This window comes from Nocardioidaceae bacterium SCSIO 66511, assembly GCA_023100825.1.
Classification (GTDB): Bacteria; Actinomycetota; Actinomycetes; order Propionibacteriales; family Nocardioidaceae; genus Solicola.
In genome coordinates this window covers 4,075,742-4,094,835 of sequence record CP095846.1, presented here as the reverse complement: position 1 = coordinate 4,094,835, position 19,094 = coordinate 4,075,742, and the positions used below count along the sequence as shown (strand labels likewise).

General features: G+C 67.3%; 21 protein-coding genes. 13 read left to right on the top strand and 8 right to left on the bottom strand.

Annotated features, from left to right (window positions below; genetic code table 11):
- Positions 1-197 precede the first annotated feature (197 nt).
- From MU582_19500 to MU582_19490, 3 genes are all read left to right on the top strand, one after another.
- Positions 198-1,067 carry a neprosin family prolyl endopeptidase gene (locus MU582_19500; protein UPK74596.1) on the top strand — a complete coding sequence of 290 codons (870 nt, stop codon included), beginning with the start codon at positions 198-200 and terminating at the stop codon, positions 1,065-1,067.
- A 168-nt stretch (positions 1,068-1,235) separates the two neighbouring features.
- On the top strand, positions 1,236-2,477 hold the full coding sequence (gene mshA / locus MU582_19495; GenBank protein UPK77203.1) for a D-inositol-3-phosphate glycosyltransferase: 1,242 nt from the start codon (positions 1,236-1,238) through the stop codon (positions 2,475-2,477).
- Positions 2,474-3,013 carry a YbjN domain-containing protein gene (locus MU582_19490; GenBank protein ID UPK74595.1) on the top strand — a complete coding sequence of 180 codons (540 nt, stop codon included), beginning with the start codon at positions 2,474-2,476 and terminating at the stop codon, positions 3,011-3,013. The genes mshA and MU582_19490 overlap by 4 nt, the downstream gene beginning before the upstream one ends.
- Here the strand turns inward: MU582_19490 and MU582_19485 are convergent.
- Entirely contained in the window at positions 2,969-3,844 is an 876-nt protein-coding gene (locus MU582_19485) for a LysR family transcriptional regulator (GenBank protein UPK74594.1), read from the bottom strand. The two genes, MU582_19490 and MU582_19485, sit on opposite strands and share 45 nt — an antisense overlap.
- A 70-nt stretch (positions 3,845-3,914) precedes the next feature.
- Here MU582_19485 and MU582_19480 point away from each other — a divergent pair, with 70 nt between their 5' ends.
- Genes MU582_19480 through MU582_19470 form a run of 3 tightly spaced genes read left to right on the top strand, consistent with a single transcriptional unit; the run spans position 3,915 to position 6,388 of the window.
- Positions 3,915-4,922: a putative sulfate exporter family transporter gene (locus MU582_19480; protein ID UPK74593.1), complete on the top strand. Its 1,008-nt coding sequence runs from the start codon at positions 3,915-3,917 to the stop codon at positions 4,920-4,922.
- A 38-nt stretch (positions 4,923-4,960) separates the two neighbouring features.
- The gene (locus MU582_19475) at positions 4,961-5,608 is read left to right on the top strand and encodes a DsbA family oxidoreductase (GenBank protein UPK74592.1); all 648 of its coding nucleotides are present in this window, start codon (positions 4,961-4,963) and stop codon (positions 5,606-5,608) included.
- Between the two features lie 27 nt (positions 5,609-5,635).
- Positions 5,636-6,388, top strand: coding sequence for a phosphoglyceromutase (locus MU582_19470; protein ID UPK74591.1), 753 nt, complete (start codon positions 5,636-5,638; stop codon positions 6,386-6,388).
- 436 nt (positions 6,389-6,824) lie between these two features.
- On the opposite strand, the gene MU582_19465 is transcribed toward MU582_19470, so the two are convergent.
- A complete protein-coding gene (locus MU582_19465) occupies positions 6,825-7,547 on the bottom strand; it encodes a peptidoglycan DD-metalloendopeptidase family protein (GenBank protein UPK74590.1) in 723 nt (240 codons plus the stop codon).
- 167 nt (positions 7,548-7,714) lie between these two features.
- On the opposite strand from MU582_19465, the gene MU582_19460 reads away from it, so the two are divergent.
- On the top strand, positions 7,715-8,512 hold the full coding sequence (locus MU582_19460) for a sulfite exporter TauE/SafE family protein (protein ID UPK77202.1): 798 nt from the start codon (positions 7,715-7,717) through the stop codon (positions 8,510-8,512).
- Between the two features lie 18 nt (positions 8,513-8,530).
- On the opposite strand, the gene phoU is transcribed toward MU582_19460, so the two are convergent.
- Positions 8,531-9,184, bottom strand: coding sequence for a phosphate signaling complex protein PhoU (phoU, locus tag MU582_19455; GenBank protein UPK74589.1), 654 nt, complete (start codon positions 9,182-9,184; stop codon positions 8,531-8,533).
- A gap of 134 nt (positions 9,185-9,318) precedes the next feature.
- Between phoU and MU582_19450 the strand changes: the two genes are divergently transcribed.
- The gene (locus MU582_19450; protein UPK74588.1) at positions 9,319-10,527 is read left to right on the top strand and encodes an ATP-binding protein; all 1,209 of its coding nucleotides are present in this window, start codon (positions 9,319-9,321) and stop codon (positions 10,525-10,527) included.
- Complete coding sequence (locus MU582_19445; protein UPK74587.1) at positions 10,524-11,201, top strand: response regulator transcription factor; 678 nt, start codon at positions 10,524-10,526, stop codon at positions 11,199-11,201. Before MU582_19450 ends, MU582_19445 begins: the two co-directional genes overlap by 4 nt.
- A 21-nt stretch (positions 11,202-11,222) precedes the next feature.
- On the opposite strand, the gene MU582_19440 is transcribed toward MU582_19445, so the two are convergent.
- Positions 11,223-11,771, bottom strand: coding sequence for a hypothetical protein (locus MU582_19440; GenBank protein ID UPK74586.1), 549 nt, complete (start codon positions 11,769-11,771; stop codon positions 11,223-11,225).
- A gap of 254 nt (positions 11,772-12,025) precedes the next feature.
- Here MU582_19440 and MU582_19435 point away from each other — a divergent pair, with 254 nt between their 5' ends.
- Positions 12,026-12,511 carry a CarD family transcriptional regulator gene (locus tag MU582_19435; protein ID UPK74585.1) on the top strand — a complete coding sequence of 162 codons (486 nt, stop codon included), beginning with the start codon at positions 12,026-12,028 and terminating at the stop codon, positions 12,509-12,511.
- Between the two features lie 72 nt (positions 12,512-12,583).
- Here the strand turns inward: MU582_19435 and ispF are convergent, their stop codons facing one another.
- Positions 12,584-13,000: a 2-C-methyl-D-erythritol 2,4-cyclodiphosphate synthase gene (ispF, locus tag MU582_19430; GenBank protein ID UPK77201.1), complete on the bottom strand. Its 417-nt coding sequence runs from the start codon at positions 12,998-13,000 to the stop codon at positions 12,584-12,586.
- 123 nt (positions 13,001-13,123) lie between these two features.
- Here ispF and MU582_19425 point away from each other — a divergent pair, with 123 nt between their 5' ends.
- The gene (locus MU582_19425) at positions 13,124-14,629 is read left to right on the top strand and encodes a molybdopterin-dependent oxidoreductase (GenBank protein ID UPK74584.1); all 1,506 of its coding nucleotides are present in this window, start codon (positions 13,124-13,126) and stop codon (positions 14,627-14,629) included.
- A 75-nt stretch (positions 14,630-14,704) separates the two neighbouring features.
- Here MU582_19425 and MU582_19420 read toward each other — a convergent pair whose 3' ends face one another.
- From MU582_19420 to MU582_19410, 3 genes are read right to left on the bottom strand one after another with little or no spacing between them, the layout of a single operon-like run.
- Complete coding sequence (locus MU582_19420) at positions 14,705-15,436, bottom strand: hypothetical protein (protein UPK74583.1); 732 nt, start codon at positions 15,434-15,436, stop codon at positions 14,705-14,707.
- Between the two features lie 2 nt (positions 15,437-15,438).
- Entirely contained in the window at positions 15,439-15,657 is a 219-nt protein-coding gene (locus tag MU582_19415; protein UPK74582.1) for a hypothetical protein, read from the bottom strand.
- Positions 15,654-16,769 (bottom strand): C39 family peptidase, encoded by a 1,116-nt coding sequence (locus MU582_19410; protein ID UPK74581.1) that lies wholly within the window; start codon positions 16,767-16,769, stop codon positions 15,654-15,656. Before MU582_19410 ends, MU582_19415 begins: the two co-directional genes overlap by 4 nt.
- An 88-nt stretch (positions 16,770-16,857) precedes the next feature.
- On the opposite strand from MU582_19410, the gene dapB reads away from it, so the two are divergent.
- Both dapB and cysS read left to right on the top strand, forming a co-directional pair.
- The gene (gene dapB / locus MU582_19405) at positions 16,858-17,652 is read left to right on the top strand and encodes a 4-hydroxy-tetrahydrodipicolinate reductase (GenBank protein UPK74580.1); all 795 of its coding nucleotides are present in this window, start codon (positions 16,858-16,860) and stop codon (positions 17,650-17,652) included.
- Positions 17,653-17,681: 29 nt separating this feature from the next.
- The gene (cysS, locus tag MU582_19400) at positions 17,682-19,094 is read left to right on the top strand and encodes a cysteine--tRNA ligase (protein UPK74579.1); all 1,413 of its coding nucleotides are present in this window, start codon (positions 17,682-17,684) and stop codon (positions 19,092-19,094) included.

The following is a 19,094-nucleotide window of genomic DNA, read 5'->3' as shown; positions in this document are numbered from 1 at the left end:
GACAGGCGAAGTGGTCTAGCGCCGGCCGGACATGGGTGGAGTCCCGTTGTGCCATCCCCCGTGTGACACAAACGGGACTCCACTAGTTATTAGAAGCCGACTTTGGGCAGATTTCCAGCGAAATGACCGGAGGTTTGACCGGAAGTTTTGATCCTACGGTCGCGTAATGTCGGCCGTCCGCATGCTACTTTGCCGCCATGCTCACCCACGTTGCCAGGATCGTCACGCCCGCGGCCTGCGGTTTGCTGGCGTCCTCGTTGCTTGCGGCTGCGCCGGCGAGCCAGAGTGTCGGCGCGCCGACACCAACGCCGGAAGCCGCTGAAACCGCGACGGACCGCCCGCTCCAGCCGCCTCGCCACGACCTGCTGGGGGCGAAGGCCGCGGGCTGGGAGTACAAGTACGCGAGTGCCGGCCGCCGCTTCGGCAAGGGCAAGCCGGCCAAGGGCGTGTTCGCGTCGTTCACGGTGCACAAGCCCAAGGACATCCGCATCCGCAAGGCCGACCACAGTCTCGCCGAGATCGCGCTTTCTCGACCGGGGAGCAATCCGCGCAAACCGTCGTACGTCGAGGTCGGCTGGGTGCGCGGCAACGGTCACCGCCAGACCCGGTTGTTCGTGTTCTGGTGGGGCCTCAAGGGCAACCCGAAATGCTACAACTTCAAATGCAAGGGATTCGTACGCGCCGGAAAGGGAATTCGTCCGGGCGCAAAACTAAAGCCTGGCTCTAAGATTCGGCTCGGCTGGGTGCACCGGAAGAATCGCTGGAATCTCTACGTCAACGGAAAGCGTTCCGGCTACTACCCGGATCGACTCTGGAAGAACAAGTTCAACCGGGTCGCGTCCGCGCAGGTGTTCGGTGAAGTCGCCTACACCAAGGGCAAAGGTCGCTGCATCGATATGGGCAATGGCAAGCTCCCGCGCAAGCACAAGGGTGCCCGGGCCTGGAACATCTCGGTGCGCGGCAAGAGCAAGGCGAAGTTCTCGAAGTGGTATTCGGTGCCGGGCCAGTACGGCTTCAAATGGCAGGGTCGACGGGCGTTCCGGTACGGCGGCCCCGGGCCCTGCTGAACGGATCGGCTGATCCGCGGGCGTACGTCGCCATCTGGTTGTAGAAGTCGCGGTCTCAGCGCTTGGACGGGTCGGAATGGCCCGCCGGAGCGCTCGGTTGTGCGTGTCGAGGTGGCGTACGTGCGAGGACTCGACAGCGGCCCCGGCGGCGGGATTCGTCGGGTGGCGATGTTGTCTGCGCACACCTCGCCGATCGAACAACCCGGCATCGGCGACGCCGGAGGTATGAACGTCTACGTACGCGAGCTGTCGCGGAGGCTGTCGGAGGCCGGCATCGAGGTGGACATCTTCACTCGCGCCACATCGTCGGGTCAGCCGGGCAGGATCCAGGTCGCCGAGGGCGTCACAGTACGCAACGTGGCGGCCGGACCGTTCGAGCAGCTCGACAAGGCCGATCTGCCCGCGCAGCTGTGCACCTTCGCACGCGACGTCCTGCGCGCCGAGGCGCATGAAGGGCCCGGTCGGTACGACGTCATCCACTCGCACTACTGGTTGTCCGGGCAGGTCGGACTGGTCGCGAGAGACCGTTGGCGAGTGCCGCTGGTGCACTCGATGCACACCATGGCCAAGGTGAAGAACGCCGCACTCGCCGCGGGCGATGCGCCCGAGTCCGCGGGGCGGATCGCCGGTGAGCAGGAGCTCGTCGATGTCGCCGACTCGTTGGTGGCCAACACCGACGACGAAGCGGCAGAGTTGGTCGACGGCTACCGCGCAGACCCGCGTCGCGTCGCGGTCGTGCATCCGGGCGTCGACCTGGCGACCTTTTCGTCCGGTGACGCTGCGGCCGCCCGGCACGCGCTCGACATCGACCCAGCCGCCGACGTGCTGCTCTTCGTCGGGCGAATCCAGCCGCTGAAGGCGCCCGACGTACTGCTACGCGCTGCGGCGGTCTTGCGCGAGCGTAGGCAAGCGCACGGGCCGCTCGTCGTCGCCGTTGTCGGAGGACCATCGGGATCCGGGCTGGAGCGGCCGACGGCACTGGTCGAGTTGGCCGCCGAGCTGGGTCTGCGCGACGTCGTCCGGTTCGTCCCGCCGGTCGGGCAGGAGGAGCTTGCGCGGTGGTACGCCGCCGCATCGGTGATCTGCGTACCTTCGTACAACGAGTCGTTCGGTCTGGTTGCCCTCGAGGCCCAGGCCTGCGGGACACCCGTAGTCGCTGCAGACGTGGGCGGGCTCGCGACGGCCGTACGCGACGGCGAGACCGGGATTCTCGTGCCGTCCCACGATCCGACGCACTACGCGGAGGCGATCGGCGCGTTACTTCGTGATGACGCGATGCGAGAGGCGTACGCCCGGGCCGCGGTGCGCCACGCGAGCGGGTTCGGGTGGCGCCGGACAGCGGAGCGTACGGTCGAGGTCTACCGCGCCGCCATCGGGCGACGCCTGCACGACACGGAGGTCGCCTCGTGAGCACGGTCGCCGGCACGATCCGGTCCAGTCTGGAGAACGCAGAGCTGACGTTCACCGAGCACCGCGACGGTGTGTTCGAGGTGGAGCTTCCTGGCGAGCGGAAGCTGAAGACCGCCTGTCGACTCGAGGTCGGCGAGCAGGCGTTGGGCATCCATGCGTTCGTCGCACGCCAACCCGACGAGAACCATCAGGCCGTCTATCGGTGGCTGCTCGAGCGCAATCTCAAGATGTACGCGGTCGCCTTCGCAGTCGACTATGTCGGCGACATCTACCTCGACGGGCGGCTGCCGCTGCACGCCGTGACGCCCGACGAGATCGACCGTGTACTCGGCGCGGTGCTGACGTACGCCGACGAGTCGTTCAACACGATCCTCGAGCTCGGCTTTGCGAGCTCGATCCGCAAGGAGTGGGATTGGCGCCGCTCTCGTGGCGAGTCGACGCGCAACCTCGAAGCATTCCGGGGTTGGCTGGAGCGCGAGTCCGACGACGCTTCAGCGGGCCGCGATGGCGACGAGGTCGGTGGCGGGCGAGCGTAGCGTCTCGTCGGAGCGCCAGATCGCCAGCAGCGGCCGACGCAGGTCGAGCCCGGCATCGACCTCCACGAGCACACCCGACTCGAGCTGCGAGCGTACTGCGACCTCCGACACCACGGCCGGCCCGACGCCGTTCACGGCCGCGCCGATCAGTGCACTCGTCGAGCTCGCCTCGAGTGCGATTCGCGGCTCGGTGCCCAATGCACGGTCGAAGGTCTCACGGGTCCCGCTGCCGGATTCACGGAGTACGAGAGGGGTTTGCGCCAACTCGTCGGCGCTGACGTGCGAGCGTCTGCTCCACGGATGATGTGCCGCGACGACGACCACCAGCCGGTCGCTGCCGACGGTTCTGGTCGACATACCCGAGGGGCGGGCGCGGTTCTCGGTGAAGCCCAACCGAACGTCGTGTCGGCGGACCTGGGTCTCGACATCGGCGCTGTTCATGACGCGCAGCGCGGTGTGCACATCGGGGCGGACGCGCTGCATTTCGCCGAGCCAGCGGGGGAGGAAGTACTCGGCGATCGTGAGGCTCGCCGCGATCTCGAGACCACCCTGACGCTGCTCGCTGAGCGCGGTGATACCGGCCTGCAGGGTGTCGGCCTCGCGGAGTACATTCTCCGCCCACGAGCACACTGCTCGTCCGTCTTCGGTGAGCTCGGAGCCACGCGTAGACCGAGAGACCAGGGACAGTCGGTATCCGGACTCGATCGAGCGCAGTCGCGCGCTCGCCGCGGGCTGGCTGATGCCGAGCTCGCGTGCAGCCGCGCCGAGGCTGTGGTGACGGTCGATCGCGACGATCAGCCGCAGTGATTCCAGGTCGATCCGAGAGGGCATAACGTCAGTTTATGACCTGGCGAGTTCTTGGGGCCTACTGGCGGGTGTTGGTGTCGTAGAGCCTGGATACATGCTGTTGAAAACCACGTCGAGACCCGCTGCGTACGCGCGTACTCTCGGCGGTCTCGGGATACCCGTCGCGGCCGCGCTGTTAGCAAGCGCCATTGCAGTCGTCTTTCCTCTCGCGAGTCCGCTGCTGATCGCGCTCGTCCTCGGCGCGGTGGTCGGCAACTCGCGACTGGGCGGCCATCGTTGGCTGCGCGATCAGCAGCGGATCACCAAACTGCTCCTTCGAGTCGGCGTCGTACTCCTCGGACTGCGCCTGCCGCTGCAGGACCTCGCAGCTGTCGGGACCCGCGGGTGTGCCGTCATCGCGGTCACCGTCGTCGCGACGTTCACGCTCACCTGTTACATCGGGCGGCGGCTCGGACTCGAGCACGGCCTGGTGAGTCTGATCGCGGCCGGCTTCTCGATCTGCGGTGCGTCGGCGATCGCCGCCGTCGAGACGGGTATCCGGCGCAGGGACGAAGACGTGGCGCTGTCGATTGCGCTGGTCACGGTGTTCGGTACGGCGATGATCATTGCGCTGCCGATCGCGGGATCGCTGCTGGGCTTGAGTGATACGCAACTGGGAGTCTGGGCAGGAGCCTCTGTTCACGAGGTCGCGCAAGTGGTTGCCGCGGCTTCCGCGGCCGGTGCTGCTGCGGTCGCCATTGCGACGACGATCAAACTCGGCCGCGTGTCCCTGCTGGCGTTCGCGTTCGTCGCTGCGCAGAGACGCGACCGCTCGGTCGCGCCGGTTGAGGATACGAGCGCCGCGACCCCGCTCGTACCGTGGTTCGTCGTCGGCTTCGTCGCCGCGGCGGTGGTACGTACGACCGGCCTGCTCGGCGACTCGGTGTTGGGTGTGGCCGACGTGGCAACCACCCTGCTGCTCGCGTGCGCGATGTTCGGCCTCGGGCTGATGATGCGGGTCGCTGCGCTGTTCCCGGTTCCGTGGCGGGCGTTCGGCCTGGCCGCCGCTTCGACCGGTGTGGCCGCCTCCGTGTCCCTTGGTCTGACGCTGGTGTTGTTCTGACGGAATAGTGGAGAGGCATTCGTACGTTGCCTCCTGCTGTGAAGGTCAGTGTTTTCTCCGACGTCGTCTGCCCTTGGTGCTACCTCGGCGTCACCAGGTTCGAGCGCGCCGCCGCGGCGGTCACGCTGTCGACCGGTGTCGAGATCGAGGTCGCCTTGCGGGCGTACCAGCTCGACCCAGACTCCGAGAGCAACGGCGAGCCTCTCCTCGACGTGCTCGGACGCAAGTTCGGCGGTCGCGCGGACGCCGAAGCGATGTCCGCTCGGGTACGAGCCGCGGGTCGCGCGGACGGGCTCGAGTTCGACTTCGAGGCGGCAGTGGCGGCCAACACGTACGACGCCCATCGCCTACTCACCTGGGCGGGTGAGCACGCCGGCCCCGGTGTGCAACGTGACCTGGCGCATGAGCTGTGGAAGGCACACTTCGCGGAAGGCGCCGACATCGCCGACCACGACACACTCGCCGCGCGGGCGGCATTGGTCGGGCTCGACGTCGATCGAGTCGATGAGGTGTTGGCGTCGGGCGTCGCGGGCGACGAGGTCGCTCTGCAGCGCGATGCAGCCAATGACCTGGGCATCCGGTCGGTGCCGACGTTCGTGATCGACAACCGCTGGATGATCAACGGTGCGCAGTCGCAGGACGCCCTCGAACGCGCACTTCGCGAGCTCGTGACTGCCGATTCCTGATCCGGCGACACCGCGTAGCCTGACCGCATGGCTGATACGAAAACGCTGATCCTGCTCCGCCATGGCGAGAGCGAATGGAATGCCAAGAATCTGTTCACGGGTTGGGTGGACGTACCGCTCAACGACAAAGGTGAGCAGGAGGCGGCACGCGGCGCTCAGCTGATCCGTGAGGCCGGGCTGTTGCCGGACGTACTCCACACCTCGCTGCTACGGCGCGCGATCGCCACTGCGCAGATCACCCTTGCGGGTATCGACCGGCACTGGATCCCGGTGCGTCGCACATGGCGGCTCAACGAGCGCCACTACGGAGCCCTTCAGGGCAAGGACAAGAAGGCGACGCTCGAGGAGTTCGGCGAGGAACAGTTCATGAAGTGGCGCCGGTCCTACGACACACCGCCACCGCCGATCGCCGCCGATGATCCGTACAGCCAGGACAGCGACCCGAGGTACGCCGTGCTTCCGCCCGAGGCACGCCCGCGTACCGAATGCCTGAAGGACGTGCTCGAGCGCATGCTGCCGTACTGGTACGACGGCATCGTGCCGAACCTGCGCCGTGGCGAAACGGTGCTCGTCACCGCACACGGCAACTCGCTACGCGCCCTCGTCAAGCACCTCGACGATATGGACGAGCAGACCGTCGTCGGGCTGAACATTCCAACCGGCATCCCGCTGGTCTACGAACTCGACGATGCGATGCGACCGGTGACACCCGGTGGCCGCTACCTCGACCCCGACGCCGCTGCCGACGCGATCAAGGCGGTCGCCAACCAGGGTCGCTGAAGCTGGTCGGCGCAGGTGTCGCGCTTCGTACGGTGCGGCCTCCGGCCTTTTCGGTGCGACCACGCACCTGCCCGATTCCGTCTCGCGGTCGGCTTCCCCTTGTCCTTCGGCTGGGAAAAGACGCGGCGACGCGCGGACCGCAGCTACTCGCTGGGGTTGCTTTCCGGCTTTCCCATTCCGGCCGGCTTTGCGGGGCTGATGGGTGGTGCTTTACCAAGTAAGCATGGTGAAACTCCACTCTGCATGGGAGGTACACCATGCAAAGTGACACGTCGCCTTGCCCGTTGGTACGGCAGCGACGACCGGTGCGGATGTGACACCGAAACCGAACGTTACCCCGATCCCATATCAAGGTGGCGGAAAGCCGCCAAACAACCGAACCGAAGCGGCGGGTAGTCGCACCGAAGTAGTACGAAAACCCGCCGCGCCTCAGGCCTCAGCAGAGTGGTACGCCGGGCAGCTTCGCATCCGGATGCGCGATGTAGATGTTGGTGATGTAGCCGTTGTAGCCGTCGAGCTTCGACCACCAGTCGTTGGTGTAGCCCTCGGCCGTAACGGTTTCGCCTTGCTCCTGGCAGACCACGTTGACGTTCGTCGGGCCGCCGAGCGTACCGACGACCGCCGAGCCGGTGTTCGACGCGGCGCGTACGTTGATCCCGCTGCCCCAGGTGGAGAACGGGTGCGTGTCGCCACCCCCGCCGCCACCGTCGTCGCCGCCGCAGTTGTCGCTCGTCAACGACTTCTCGAAGTAGCCTCCGGGGTAGGGCGCGAGCGACTGGCCGTTGATCTCGATCGTCTGGCCTTCACCGTTGTACAGCTGCTCGTAGTGCTGATGCGGGCCGCTGGACGCGCCGGTGCTTCCGGTCGTGCCGATCTGCTGACCTTGGGCCACTTGGGCGCCGTCGGCGGTCGAGAACGAGCTCAGGTGGAAGTAGTACGTCTGCCATCCGTCGCCGTGGTCGATCACCACGTAGTTGCCGGCGCCGCCGGCCTCCCACTGGTGGCTGACGGTGCCTGCGGCCGATGCGAGCACAGGCGCACCGTCGGTGTTGCCGCCGGTGTCGACGAAGTCGAGCGCAAGGCGTACCTCCGCGCTGTGGTGGCTGTACGTCCACGTCTGACCGCACGGGAACGGGGCTTTGAAGTTCGGCTTCGCCATAGCGGGCGAGGCACCTGACACGAGGGCGACAGCGACGAGTGCTGCGGCGGCGAGAAGAGGGCGGATAGCACGCATGACCGGCGGATACCCGGTGACCGGGTACCCAAACCTGCGCTGTCACGGGGTCGACGCGGCCCAGGTACGGTGCACCGGTGACTCCACTAGAGATGGCGTTGGTCGCGATCGCGGGTATGGGCGCCGGCATCATCAACACGATCGTGGGGTCCGGGACACTGATCACGTTCCCAACGCTCGTCTCGTTCGGCGTACCACCGGTCACGGCGACGATGAGCAACGCCGTCGGGCTGATCCCCGGCGGCATCACCGGGTCGCTCGGCTACCGCCGCGAGCTGGCCGGTCAACGTCGGCGCCTGATTGCGCTGGCGCCGGCGTCGTTCGTCGGCGCGCTCACCGGCGCGTACCTGCTGCTGCACCTTCCAGAAGACGCGTTCATCACGATCGTCCCGGTCCTGCTGGTGATCGCGCTGGTTCTTGTCGTGGCTCAGCCGTACCTGCAGCGCAGGCTCGCGGCTCGTCGCGAGGCAGCGGTGGCTGCCGGACACGTTCCGCCGACCCACCCGGACGGCACCGCCAAGGTCGGCCGCGGGCGCGTCGTCATCGCGATCACGGGGGCGTACTTCGTCGGTGTGTACGGCGGCTACTTCACCGCTGCTCAGGGGATTCTGCTCATCGGCGTACTCGGGCTCGTGATCCCCGACTCGCTGCAACGGCACAACGCGATGAAGAACGTTCTGTCGCTGATCGTCAACCTGGTCGCGGGTGCGGTGTACGTGACTGTCGGCTGGGACCGGATCGACTGGACAGCGGTCGCGCTGATCGCAGGAGGGTCCCTGATCGGTGGTTCGATCGGTGCGCACGTCGGGCGACGGCTGCCGCCCGCTGTTCTGCGCGGCTGCATCGTGGTGCTCGGGATCATCGCGCTCTACAACCTGCTGAGGTTGTAGAGCGCGAGCTCTGCTACGTCAGGCGGTCGGCGCGGGGTGCTCGCCGGTCACCAGGTAGACGACGCGACGGGCCATCGATACCGAGTGGTCGCCGATGCGCTCGTAGTAGCGCCCGAGAAGGGCGATGTCGATCGCAGCCTCGACGCCGTGCTCCCACTCGTCGCCGAGCAGAGCACGGAACAGCGAGCGGCGAAGCTTGTCCATCTCGTCGTCCTGCGCCTCGAGATCGCGCGCGGCGTCGACATCGCGCTCGGCGACGACGCGCGACGCCGAGGCGACCATCTCGTCGGCAACCTCGGCCATCCGGGCGATCGTCGGGCGCAGTGGCTCCGGCACGGCGACATCGGGCATCCGCATCCGCGCCACCTTGGCGATGTGCACGGACAGGTCACCCATCCGCTCCAGGTCGGCGACCATGCGTAGCGTTGCAACGAGCTGGCGAAGGTCCGTCGCGACGGGCTGCTGGGTTGCCAGCAGGTGCAGGGAACGCTCCTCGATGAGCTCCCTCGCCTCGTCGATGTCGCGGTCGCCGGAGATGACCGACTCGGCCGCTTCGGCGTTCGCGTCCAGCAACGCATCTGTCGCCTCGAGCACGGCCGTACGTACGGCGGCGGTCATGGCGACCAGGTCGTCGACGACGGAGTCGAGCTGGTCGTAGTACTGATCACGCATGAGTCGAACAGTAGGTTGCCAGGGTGACGACCGGGCGACCTGCCATGAACTGAGCATGAACAATCGGCAAAAGCCCAGGTCAAGTGCGCCCAGCGAGTCAAGCCGCGGTTAACCCGATGCGTACGATCGATGTTGTGAGCACCGATGTGCAACTTGTGCTGGTGGGCGTGCTCGGCGCTGTTCTCGGCGTCGGCGTCGCACTCCTCTGGCGACTCTCGGAGAAGAAGCAACGAGAGATTCCGCCGCATCCCGCCCCGGCCATACCGGCCGGGGTGGAGTCCGTGCTGTCGGTTCTGCGCTCATCGACTGTCGTACTCAACGAGGAGGACCGCGTCGAGAAGGCCTCCGCACCCGCGTTCGCGATCGGGCTGGTCCACGACGACCGGCTCGCCAACGACGAGCTGAGCGAGCTCGTACGCAAGGTGCGTCGCGACGGCGAGGTACGTCAGACCGAGCTCACGCTCACCCGCAACCGCGCACCCTTGCCGTTGCACCTGGTCGCACGGGTTGCGCCGCTGTCGAGCAAGCTGGTCCTGGTGCTCGTCGACGATCGCACCCGCGAACGCCGGGTCGAGGCGATTCGGCGCGACTTCGTGGCCAACGTCTCCCACGAGCTAAAGACGCCGGTCGGTGCGATGAACCTGCTCGCCGAGGCGGTCGCCGAGGCGAAGGACGACCCCGACGCCGTGGAGCGGTTCGCCGGGCGGATCCAGCTCGAAGGCGAGCGACTCAAACGGCTCGTCCAGCAGATCATCGAGCTGTCTCGTCTGCAGGCCGACGAGCTCGTCGACGAGCCCGTCGAGGTCGGCATCACCGAGCTCGTCGACGCCGCGATCGAACGCAGCCGCACCGATGCGGAGGCCAAGGACATCGCGCTGCGCGGGCGTACCGACGGCGACTTCTACGTGCTCGGTGAGCCGGAGCAGATCCTCGCCGCAGTGAGCAACCTGGTGGAGAACGCCGTCGCGTACAGCCCGGAGGGCTCGCGCGTCGCCGTGGTCGCCTCGGCCAAGGACTCCCGGGTACAGATCACGGTCACCGACCGCGGCATCGGCATCCCGCAGGCGGAGATCGAGCGCATCTTCGAGCGCTTCTACCGAGTCGACCCGGCCCGTGCGCGTACGACCGGCGGCACGGGGCTAGGCCTGTCGATCGTCAAGCACGTGGCTGCCAGCCATGGCGGCGAGGTACGTGTATGGAGCGAGCCCGGACAGGGCTCGTCGTTCACGATCTGCCTCCCATTGCACGAGAACGCCTCGGAGCCCGAGGCGGAATCCGAAAGCCAGACCATCAACGACGCCGACAGCGTCGCACAACGAACGTCCAAGGAGACAACACTGTGACCCGTGTTCTCGTCGTCGAAGATGAGGAAAGCTACAGCGATGCTCTTGCCTATGTGTTGCGCAAGGAGGGCTTCGAGGTGTCGATCGCGGAGAACGGCCACGACGCACTCGCAGACTTCGACCGGGCCGGCGCCGACATCGTGCTGTTGGACCTGATGCTTCCGGGACTGCCCGGCACGGAGGTGTGCCGACAGATCCGGCAGACGTCGAACGTGCCGGTGATCATGGTGAGCGCTAAGGATGCGGAGGTCGACAAGGTCGTCGGCTTGGAGCTCGGCGCGGACGACTACGTCACGAAGCCGTACAGCCCGCGCGAGCTGGTCGCACGGATCAGGGCGGTGCTGCGACGCGGCACCGACGTCGACGAGGCGCCGTCCGCTCTGGAGTCCGGCCGAGTACGGATGGACGTCGAGCGGCACGTCGTGACCGTCGGAGGTGACGAGGTACGCCTGCCGCTCAAGGAGTTCGAGCTCCTCGAGATGTTCCTACGCAACACCGGTCGGGTGCTGACCCGAGGCCAGCTGATCGATCGGGTCTGGGGAGCCGACTACGTCGGTGACACCAAGACGCTCGACGTACACGTCAAGCGGCTGCGTGCGAAGATCGAGCCGGACCCGTCGAACCCGCGGATGCTGGTGACCGTACGCGGACTCGGCTACAAGTACGAAGTCTGATCCGCCGGTGCCCGACGACGCTCAGGACTTCGGGTTCTCGGACTTTTGCGCGGGGGCCTCGGCGACTGCGTCGTAGACGCCCTCGTCGCCGCGGGAGACGATGGGTACGTCCATCTCGACCGGGGCGGCGTTCTGGAACTCGAACGTGAGCGTGGCGTACTGGCCGCCGCCCAGATCCTCGTAGGAGATGACGATCTCGGCTTCTTCGCCGAGCTTGACGAGGTCGCCGTGCGGCAGGTCGATCGGGCCGGCGAAGGTGATGTCGACCTCTTTGCCGCCCTCGACGTCGTCGCCGCTGTCGGTCACGCCAGTGACACCGGTGATGGTCTCGTCGGCGTCGGCCTTGTTGAGCACGCTTGCCGAGATCGTGGCGGTGTCGTCGGAGTTGTCGACGCCAACGACGTTGAGCAGGTCGACGTCTGTCGCGTGGTCGTTGGCCCCTGCCGCTGGTTGGTAGACCTGGTTGGTCTGTGCGTCGAACCCGGTGCCGCATGCGCCCAGCGCGAGCAGGCAGGCTGCGGCCGAGATGCCGGCAGCGCCGCGGCGAAGACGACTCGCGGTAGGTCTCACGTCTCGTATCCCTTCGGGTGCCAACGGCGGTGGGTTCGTAACGGTCTACTCGGCGCACGCCGATGCCGGCGACAGGATATCGAGCGCGGTCGTCGGCCACCTCATCAGGTCCGCATCAGGTCCGCGCAGACGCGTACGCGTAGACGAACAATCCGAGGTTTGTCAAGCCCGCATTGGGGGCCTGACCTGCGAAGACGCCGACGAGGTCGACACGGTGACGTGTTATCCTAGTCACGAGGAAAGGGCTTCTACATATGACTTTCACTGTCGGTGAGACGGTTGTGTACCCCAATCACGGGGCGGCCATTATCGAAGACATCGAGACCCGACAGATCAAGGGCGAAGACAAGGATTACCTCGTACTTCGCATCGTCGCGCAGAACGATCTCGTCGTTCGAGTGCCTGCGTGCAACGTTGATCTGGTCGGTGTCCGCGACGTCGTTGACAAGGATGGGCTCGACGCGGTGTTCGGCGTGCTGCGCGCAGAGCACACGGAGGAGCCGACGAACTGGTCTCGCCGTTACAAGGCGAATCTCGAGAAGCTGCACTCGGGTGACGTGATGAAGGTCGCCGAGGTCGTCCGCGACCTCTGGCGCCGCGAGCGCGAGCGCGGGCTGTCGGCCGGCGAGAAGCGGATGCTCGCGAAGGCCCGGCAGATCCTGGTGTCCGAGCTGGCGCTGGCCGAGCACACCAACGAGGACAAGGCCGAGACACTTCTCGATGAGGTCCTCGCCTCGTAGCACTGACAACGCATTGCGAATCGGCGTCGTCCCCATGGAGCGGGCGGCGCCGATTCGTCATGTGTGAGTCGACTACCGCGGCACGACCAATGCGGTGGCGACGGCCGCGATGCCTTCGCCTCGGCCGGTCAGGCCCAGACCGTCGGTCGTCGTCGCGCTCAGGCTGACCGGCGCACCGACGGCTTCGGACAGAGCGTCCTGCGCCTCACCGCGCCGATCGCCGAGACGCGGCCGGACACCGATCAGCTGGACCGACGCGTTGCCGACCGAGTAGCCCGCCTCGCGTACCCGCTCGGCCGATTCGCGAAGCAGGATGATTCCGGATGCATTTGCCCACTCCGGTCGTGACGTGCCGAAGTTGGTTCCGAGATCGCCGAGCCCGGCGGCGCTCAGGAGCGCGTCACACAAGGCATGCGCGACCACGTCTCCGTCGGAGTGGCCCTGTGGGCCGGTCGTCTCGTCAGGCCAGAGCAGCCCGGCGACTGTCATCGGCCGGCCCTCGACGAGTGCGTGTACGTCGAGTCCGTTACCGACCCGTGGCAGCGGGGGCGTCGCAGAAGATGTCACCGGTTGATCATGCCGTACGTACGGCAACCGGCACATGATGGAGTCATGACGACCGATCGTCCGCTACTGATTCGCGCCTTCGTCATCGGCGCGCTGGCGACGCTGGCGGGTGCGGCAGTTGCCGAACTCCTCACGGGAGTGACCCGGGCCAGACTGTCGCCGGTGCTCGCCGTCGGCGAGAGCGTGATCGAGTTGACCCCTGGTGCTGTCGCGGAACGCGCGATAGACGCCGTCGGTACCCTCGACAAACCGCTGCTCGTGCTCGGCGTCGTGATCGGGATGATCGTACTCGGCGGGGCATCCGGGATTCTGATGATGCACAGCCCTGGCGCCGGGGTCGCCGCGTACGCAGTGCTCGCGGTCGTACCGCTAGCGGCCGTGGTGCACAGCGAGTCGGGCAGTGCAGTCGGCTCACTGGCGATCGTGGTGATCGGCGCGGTGGTGACGATCGTGATCGCGGTGACGCTGCTCGGGAGCACCCGGTACGAGAACGTCGGCCGGCGTACGTTCCTGCGTGACGTCGGCATTCTCGCAGTGGGCACCGTGGTGGTCGGCGGGATCGGCCGCTGGATGGGGGCTGCGTTCACCGCGGTCGAGGACGCGCGTAGCAAGCTCCGGCTGCCGGTCACCGGGGCGTCGACGCCGGCTGGGGTCGGGGCCGGGGTCGACGACATCGCGCCGTGGAGCACCTCGCCGTCGGACTTCTACCGGATCGACACCACCCTGGCGCCGCCGTTGATCAAGCCGGATGACTGGCAGCTGCGCATCCACGGCATGGTCGACCACGAGCTGACGCTGACGTACGACGACCTGATCGAGCGCGGGCTGCAGGAGTCGTGGATCACCCTGTGCTGCGTCTCGAACGAGGTGGGTGGCGATCTGATCAGCAACACGATCTGGGGCGGCGTACCGATCAAGACGATCCTCGACGAGGTCGGCGTACACCCGGACGCCGATGCGCTGCTGTCGACGTCCGATGACGGCTGGAACTGCGGTACGCCCATCTCAGCGCTCACCGACGGGCGGCACGCGATGCTGGCCGTGACGATGGACGGTGAACCGCTGCCCGTCGAGCACGGATTCCCCGTACGCATGGTGGTTCCTGGTCTCTACGGGTACGTGTCGGCGACGAAGTGGGTTGTTGACTGGAACGTCACGAGGTTCGACGACTTCGAGGCGTACTGGACCCAGCGGGGCTGGTCTCCCGAGGGCCCGGTCAAGACGCAGTCGCGTATCGACACCCCACACGAGGGCGATGCGTTGTCCGGCGGAGCGGTTGCCATCGGTGGTGTCGCTTGGGCACAGCATCGCGGAATCGAAGCGGTCGACGTACGCATCGACGACGGCGAATGGCGGGTGGCCGAACTGGCCCGCGTACCCAACATCGACACCTGGGTGCAGTGGAAGTACGAATGGGAGGCCGAGCCGGGCGAGCACACCCTCGAGGTACGCGCCACAGATCGCGACGGAGACGTACAGACCTCGCGTACGCAGGGAACCGTGCCGGACGGCGCGACCGGCCACCACACGGTGACGGTCTCGGTCACCTAGCCCCGCTGAGCCGCACGTTTCAGCCCCAAACCCACGAAAATCGGGGCAGAAACGTGCGGCCCAGCGGGGTGGTGGTCAGGCTTCGGGCGGCTCATTCGACGCCGCGACGACCGCGAGTAGGCGCTTGCGATCCGCCGGCGGGAGGAGCGCGAGCAGACCGAGCGCCAGCTCCCATTGCGTGACGCTGTCGACGGCATGCCGCACGATCCTTGACAGCAGATCGTCGGGTACGAGGGACGCGACGCGCTCGAGCTGACCATCGGCCGTCACGACGGCGCTGATGTCGAGGAGTACGCCCGGGTCGTCGATGTGTTCCATGAACGACAGCAGCTGCTCATCGGAGAGCGACTCGATCATCTCTGCCATGGCCGGGTGAGCAGACTGCTCGACCAGTACGTCGCAGACGGCGAGGAGCGTGTCTTCGGAGAGCTGCGCGACGATCGGGGTCGCGATCTCGGCGGGGAGGTACGCGCAGGTCTTGGCAAGGTAAGCGGGTGCCATTCGGCCGGCAACGTCGACGGCATGGTCTGCGGGAAGTGCCTCCACGACACCCGCCGCAAGCCGTGGTGACATCGAACGCTGGGCGAGCGAGGCAACGAGCTTGCGCGGGAGGAGCCCACTGAGCGTGGCGAGTCGCTTGAACCGATGGGCGTTGTCGGCGCGGATCCGCGCATGGGCGGCCAGACGTACGGCCCGGATCTCGCCCGCATCGAACCGCGACAGGTACGCGAGCTCATCCGGGTCGACGCGCAGCAGCCGGGCGGTGCGGGCGATCTCGCAGCTCGTGGTGACTGGTACGTCGGGCACGTCTAACCCCGAGCCAGGATCCGAGCGGCGCGTGCGCGTACGGGGCCGGGGAGTGCACCCACCACGCCCTCGGCGAACGCGTCCAGCGCGCCAGCGTACTCGGCGCGTGCCTTGGCAACGGTCGCTGCCAGGTGCGTGGCCTCGTCGTCGGTCAGACTGTCGATGAGCAGCTGTGCGCGGTCGTCGAGGTCGAGCTCGCGCTCCAGTTCGTCCGCGCTCACCAGTTCGCCTCTGCTCGACTCGGTGGCAGAGCAAAATCCGGCGGGTGCACTACGTACGCGATGCCGGAGGCCCGCGCCTGCCAGGCGGCAAGGAACTGGTCGCGGCGGTACGTCGTGCGTACGGCGTCGTCGCTGCGTACCCGATGCGATGCGGGGTCGTTCACGATCGGATCACCGTGCTCGTCGAACCCGACGAGCACCAGTAGGTGACCCTTCGTGTCGTAGCCGGCGCCGTCGAGCTGGTCGGCGGTGAACGCGACGCCGAGCACGAGCGGGATACCCGTGCGGGTGAACAACTCGGCCTCGGCGAGCGACCGCAGCCGGGTCACGTACGACGTGAGCCCGAACCGCGCAGCGAACGCCGTGTTGAACGGCCAGTTCCCGGCGCCGCCGTAGTTGTGGTCGTACGTATGCGCCGCGGCATAGGGGACAGCGGGGTGCTCCGGCAGCGTGACTCCCCAGTGCTCGAGCACCATCGTCATGCTCGTCGGCGAGCACCAGCTCTGGCCGCCGCCGTCGAACTCGGGGTGCTGGTCTCGGTACAGCTGCTGGGAGTACGGCGGTACGTCGATGGCATGGGCGACACCGGACGGGTCCGATTCGGCGCCGACGAGATCGGGCAGACGGCCGGACACGAGCACCGAGGCGGCCCGCACTGTCGGCGACTCGTCCGAGCCGGGTGGACGCGCGGTCGTGATGCGCAGCTGCGCGATTCGCCACTCGTCGCCATCGGGCATCAGGACTTCGTCGTCGGTGACCGCGTACGTATCGGACCGCTGCCCGGGCACGGTCGTGCGATGGATCTCGCGGTCGGTCTCGGCCCATCGAGCCAGGACCAGCCAGGGAGTCTCGGGTTCGAGGCCGCGTACCGACACCTCGATCCAGCTCCGACCGGGCGTCAGCGCTTCCCATGACGCGACGAGCGAGCGGGCGGCGATGCCGAGGTCGATCGGGTCGCTGGTCCAGGTGTGCCCTTCGTACGCGCGAGCGCCGGCGGGTCCGAACGGGTCGGCGTACTCGAAGGTCTCGACTGCGGACTCGAACGAGGGCGCGAGCCGGTGTAGACGTACGCGCCGGGACTCGGTGGCGGCAGGGGCGCCCGGATCGGTCATGGACAGGACCTTAGCGGCACCAATCGCACTAACGGTGTCATGGTGGACGTGGCAGTCTCGGGTGTGCATCACCAGGATCGAGGAGACCATGACGAACGTGTGTTTTGCCGGAGTCACCGGATGGACGGCGCCGCCGATTCTCGCGGGCATCGACGCGGCCGATGACCTCGCGCTGACGGCAGGAGTGTCGAGGTCCGCGGCGGGGCAATCACTCCGGTCGGCCACCGGGCATGGCGACGGCCAGGTGTACGCGAGCGTCGCCGAGGCGTTGGCCACCGAGTCCGTCGACGTACTCGTCGACTACACCAGCGCAGCGGCGGTCAAGCAGAACGTCGATGCGGCTGTCGACGCAGGCGTCCACGTGGTCGTCGGTTCGAGCGGCCTCACCTCGGCCGACTACGCCGTCATCGACGACCGTGCGCGGGCGCAAGGTGTCGGGATCTTCGCCGCCGGGAACTTCTCGGTGTTGGCGGCGGTACTCCGCCGGTCCGCGTCGCTGGCTGCCGAGAAGATCGACAGCTGGGAGATCTTCGACTTCGCCAGCGACACCAAGCCGGACGTACCGAGCGGCACCGCCCGCGAGCTGGCAGAGACGCTCGCCGAAGTACGCCGTCCGGAGCTGGGAGTACCGATCGAAGACCTGGAGGGTCCTGCGGAGGCTCGCGGGGCCGATATCGCCGGTACGCGCGTGCACTCGGTACGGCTGCCCTCGTACGTCGTGGGAGCCGAGGTCGTCTTCGCGGCAGGCGGGGAGCGGCTCAGCATGAAGTTCGACCCGGGCACGTCTCCCGACCTTTACGCCGAGGGCACGATCCTGGCGATCCGGCGGGTCAGCGAGGTCGCGGGTGTACGCCGCGGGCTCGACGCACTGCTGTTCGACTGAGCAGCGCGCGCGGGCGATACGCTGGCGCGGTGAACCTGCGACTCTACGACACCGCCACGAGGCAGCTCCGCGACTTCGTGCCCATGACACCGGGCCACGTCGGGATCTACCACTGTGGGCTCACGGTGCAGGGTCCGCCGCATATCGGGCACATTCGCAAGGAGGTCGTGTTCGACGTCCTTCGGCGGTGGCTCGAGCACAACGGCCTCGAGGTGACGCTGGTCGCCAACATCACCGACATCGACGACAAGATCCTGCTCAAGGAGACCGAGCAGGGGCGTCCCTGGTGGAGCATCGCGTACGCCAACGAGCGAGCGCTGCACGACGCGTACTCCGTGCTCGGCTGTAAGCCGCCGACGTACGAGCCGCGCGCGACCGGGCACATCCCCGAGATGATCGAGCTGGTCGAGCGGCTGATCGGCAACGGCCATGCGTACGTCGCGCCCGACGGCTCGGGCGATGTGTACTTCGACGTGCGCTCCTGGCCCGCGTACGGCGAACTGTCGAACCAGCGCATCGATGATATGGAGGCCGCTGCCGACGCAGATCCGCGCGGTAAGCGCGATCCACGAGACTTCGCGCTCTGGAAGGGTTTCAAGAAGGGACAGGAACCCGACACCGCGGCGTGGCCGGCGCCTTGGGGCCCCGGCCGCCCGGGCTGGCACCTCGAGTGCTCGGCGATGGTGGGCAAGTATCTCGGCGACGAGTTCGACATCCACGGCGGTGGGCTCGACTTGCGCTTTCCGCACCACGAGAACGAGCAGGCGCAGTCACGTGCCGCCGGCCGCGCGTTCGCACGGCACTGGATGCACAACGCCATGGTCAACCTGGCCGGCGAGAAGATGAGCAAGTCCGTCGGCAACTCGTTGCTGGTCAGCGAGGTCGTCAAGCGGGTACGCCCCGTCGAGCTGCGCTACTACCTGATGGCGACGCACTACCGTTCGATCATCGAGTACTCCGACGAGGCGCTCGCGGAGGCGGCGACCACCTACCAGCGCATCGAGGGGTTCGTGACTCGTGCCACCGAGGTGACCGGTGGCGTCGAGCCCGGCACGCCGTGCGCAGATTTCGTCGCGGCGATGGACGACGACCTCGCGCTGCCCGCCGCGCTTGCTGCCTTGCAAGGCGTACTCCGCGACGGGCACAAGCTCCTCGGCGAGGGTGACTCCGACGCGCTTCGCGGTTCACTAGCTTCGGTACGCGCGATGCTGGGCGTACTCGGTCTCGACCCGCTGTCTGAGCCGTGGGTCGATGCCGGTGGCGGCGGCGGTGAGCATGCCGCGCTCGACTCACTCGTACACGCGTTGATCGAGCAGCGCGCGCATGCCCGCGCCGAGCGCGACTTCGCCACCGCCGACGCCGTGCGCGATCGGCTCAAGGAGGCCGGCATCGCTGTGGAAGACACCCCGTCCGGCCCACGCTGGTCGGTCGAAGGAGGCTGA

What these genes read in the sequence shown, in the direction of transcription:
- MU582_19500 (UPK74596.1), top strand. Translation starts at nt 198, where the DNA reads ATGCTCACCCACGTTGCCAGGATCGTCACGCCCGCGGCCTGCGGTTTG.
- MU582_19410 (UPK74581.1), bottom strand. Translation starts at nt 16,769, where the DNA reads ATGACCGATCCGGGCGCCCCTGCCGCCACCGAGTCCCGGCGCGTACGT.
- ispF (UPK77201.1), bottom strand. Translation starts at nt 13,000, where the DNA reads ATGACAGTCGCCGGGCTGCTCTGGCCTGACGAGACGACCGGCCCACAG.
- MU582_19465 (UPK74590.1), bottom strand. Translation starts at nt 7,547, where the DNA reads ATGGCGAAGCCGAACTTCAAAGCCCCGTTCCCGTGCGGTCAGACGTGG.
- MU582_19480 (UPK74593.1), top strand. Translation starts at nt 3,915, where the DNA reads ATGCTGTTGAAAACCACGTCGAGACCCGCTGCGTACGCGCGTACTCTC.
- MU582_19435 (UPK74585.1), top strand. Translation starts at nt 12,026, where the DNA reads ATGACTTTCACTGTCGGTGAGACGGTTGTGTACCCCAATCACGGGGCG.
- dapB (UPK74580.1), top strand. Translation starts at nt 16,858, where the DNA reads ATGACGAACGTGTGTTTTGCCGGAGTCACCGGATGGACGGCGCCGCCG.
- MU582_19460 (UPK77202.1), top strand. Translation starts at nt 7,715, where the DNA reads ATGGCGTTGGTCGCGATCGCGGGTATGGGCGCCGGCATCATCAACACG.
- MU582_19470 (UPK74591.1), top strand. Translation starts at nt 5,636, where the DNA reads ATGGCTGATACGAAAACGCTGATCCTGCTCCGCCATGGCGAGAGCGAA.
- MU582_19425 (UPK74584.1), top strand. Translation starts at nt 13,124, where the DNA reads ATGACGACCGATCGTCCGCTACTGATTCGCGCCTTCGTCATCGGCGCG.
- mshA (UPK77203.1), top strand. Translation starts at nt 1,236, where the DNA reads ATGTTGTCTGCGCACACCTCGCCGATCGAACAACCCGGCATCGGCGAC.
- phoU (UPK74589.1), bottom strand. Translation starts at nt 9,184, where the DNA reads ATGCGTGATCAGTACTACGACCAGCTCGACTCCGTCGTCGACGACCTG.
- MU582_19485 (UPK74594.1), bottom strand. Translation starts at nt 3,844, where the DNA reads ATGCCCTCTCGGATCGACCTGGAATCACTGCGGCTGATCGTCGCGATC.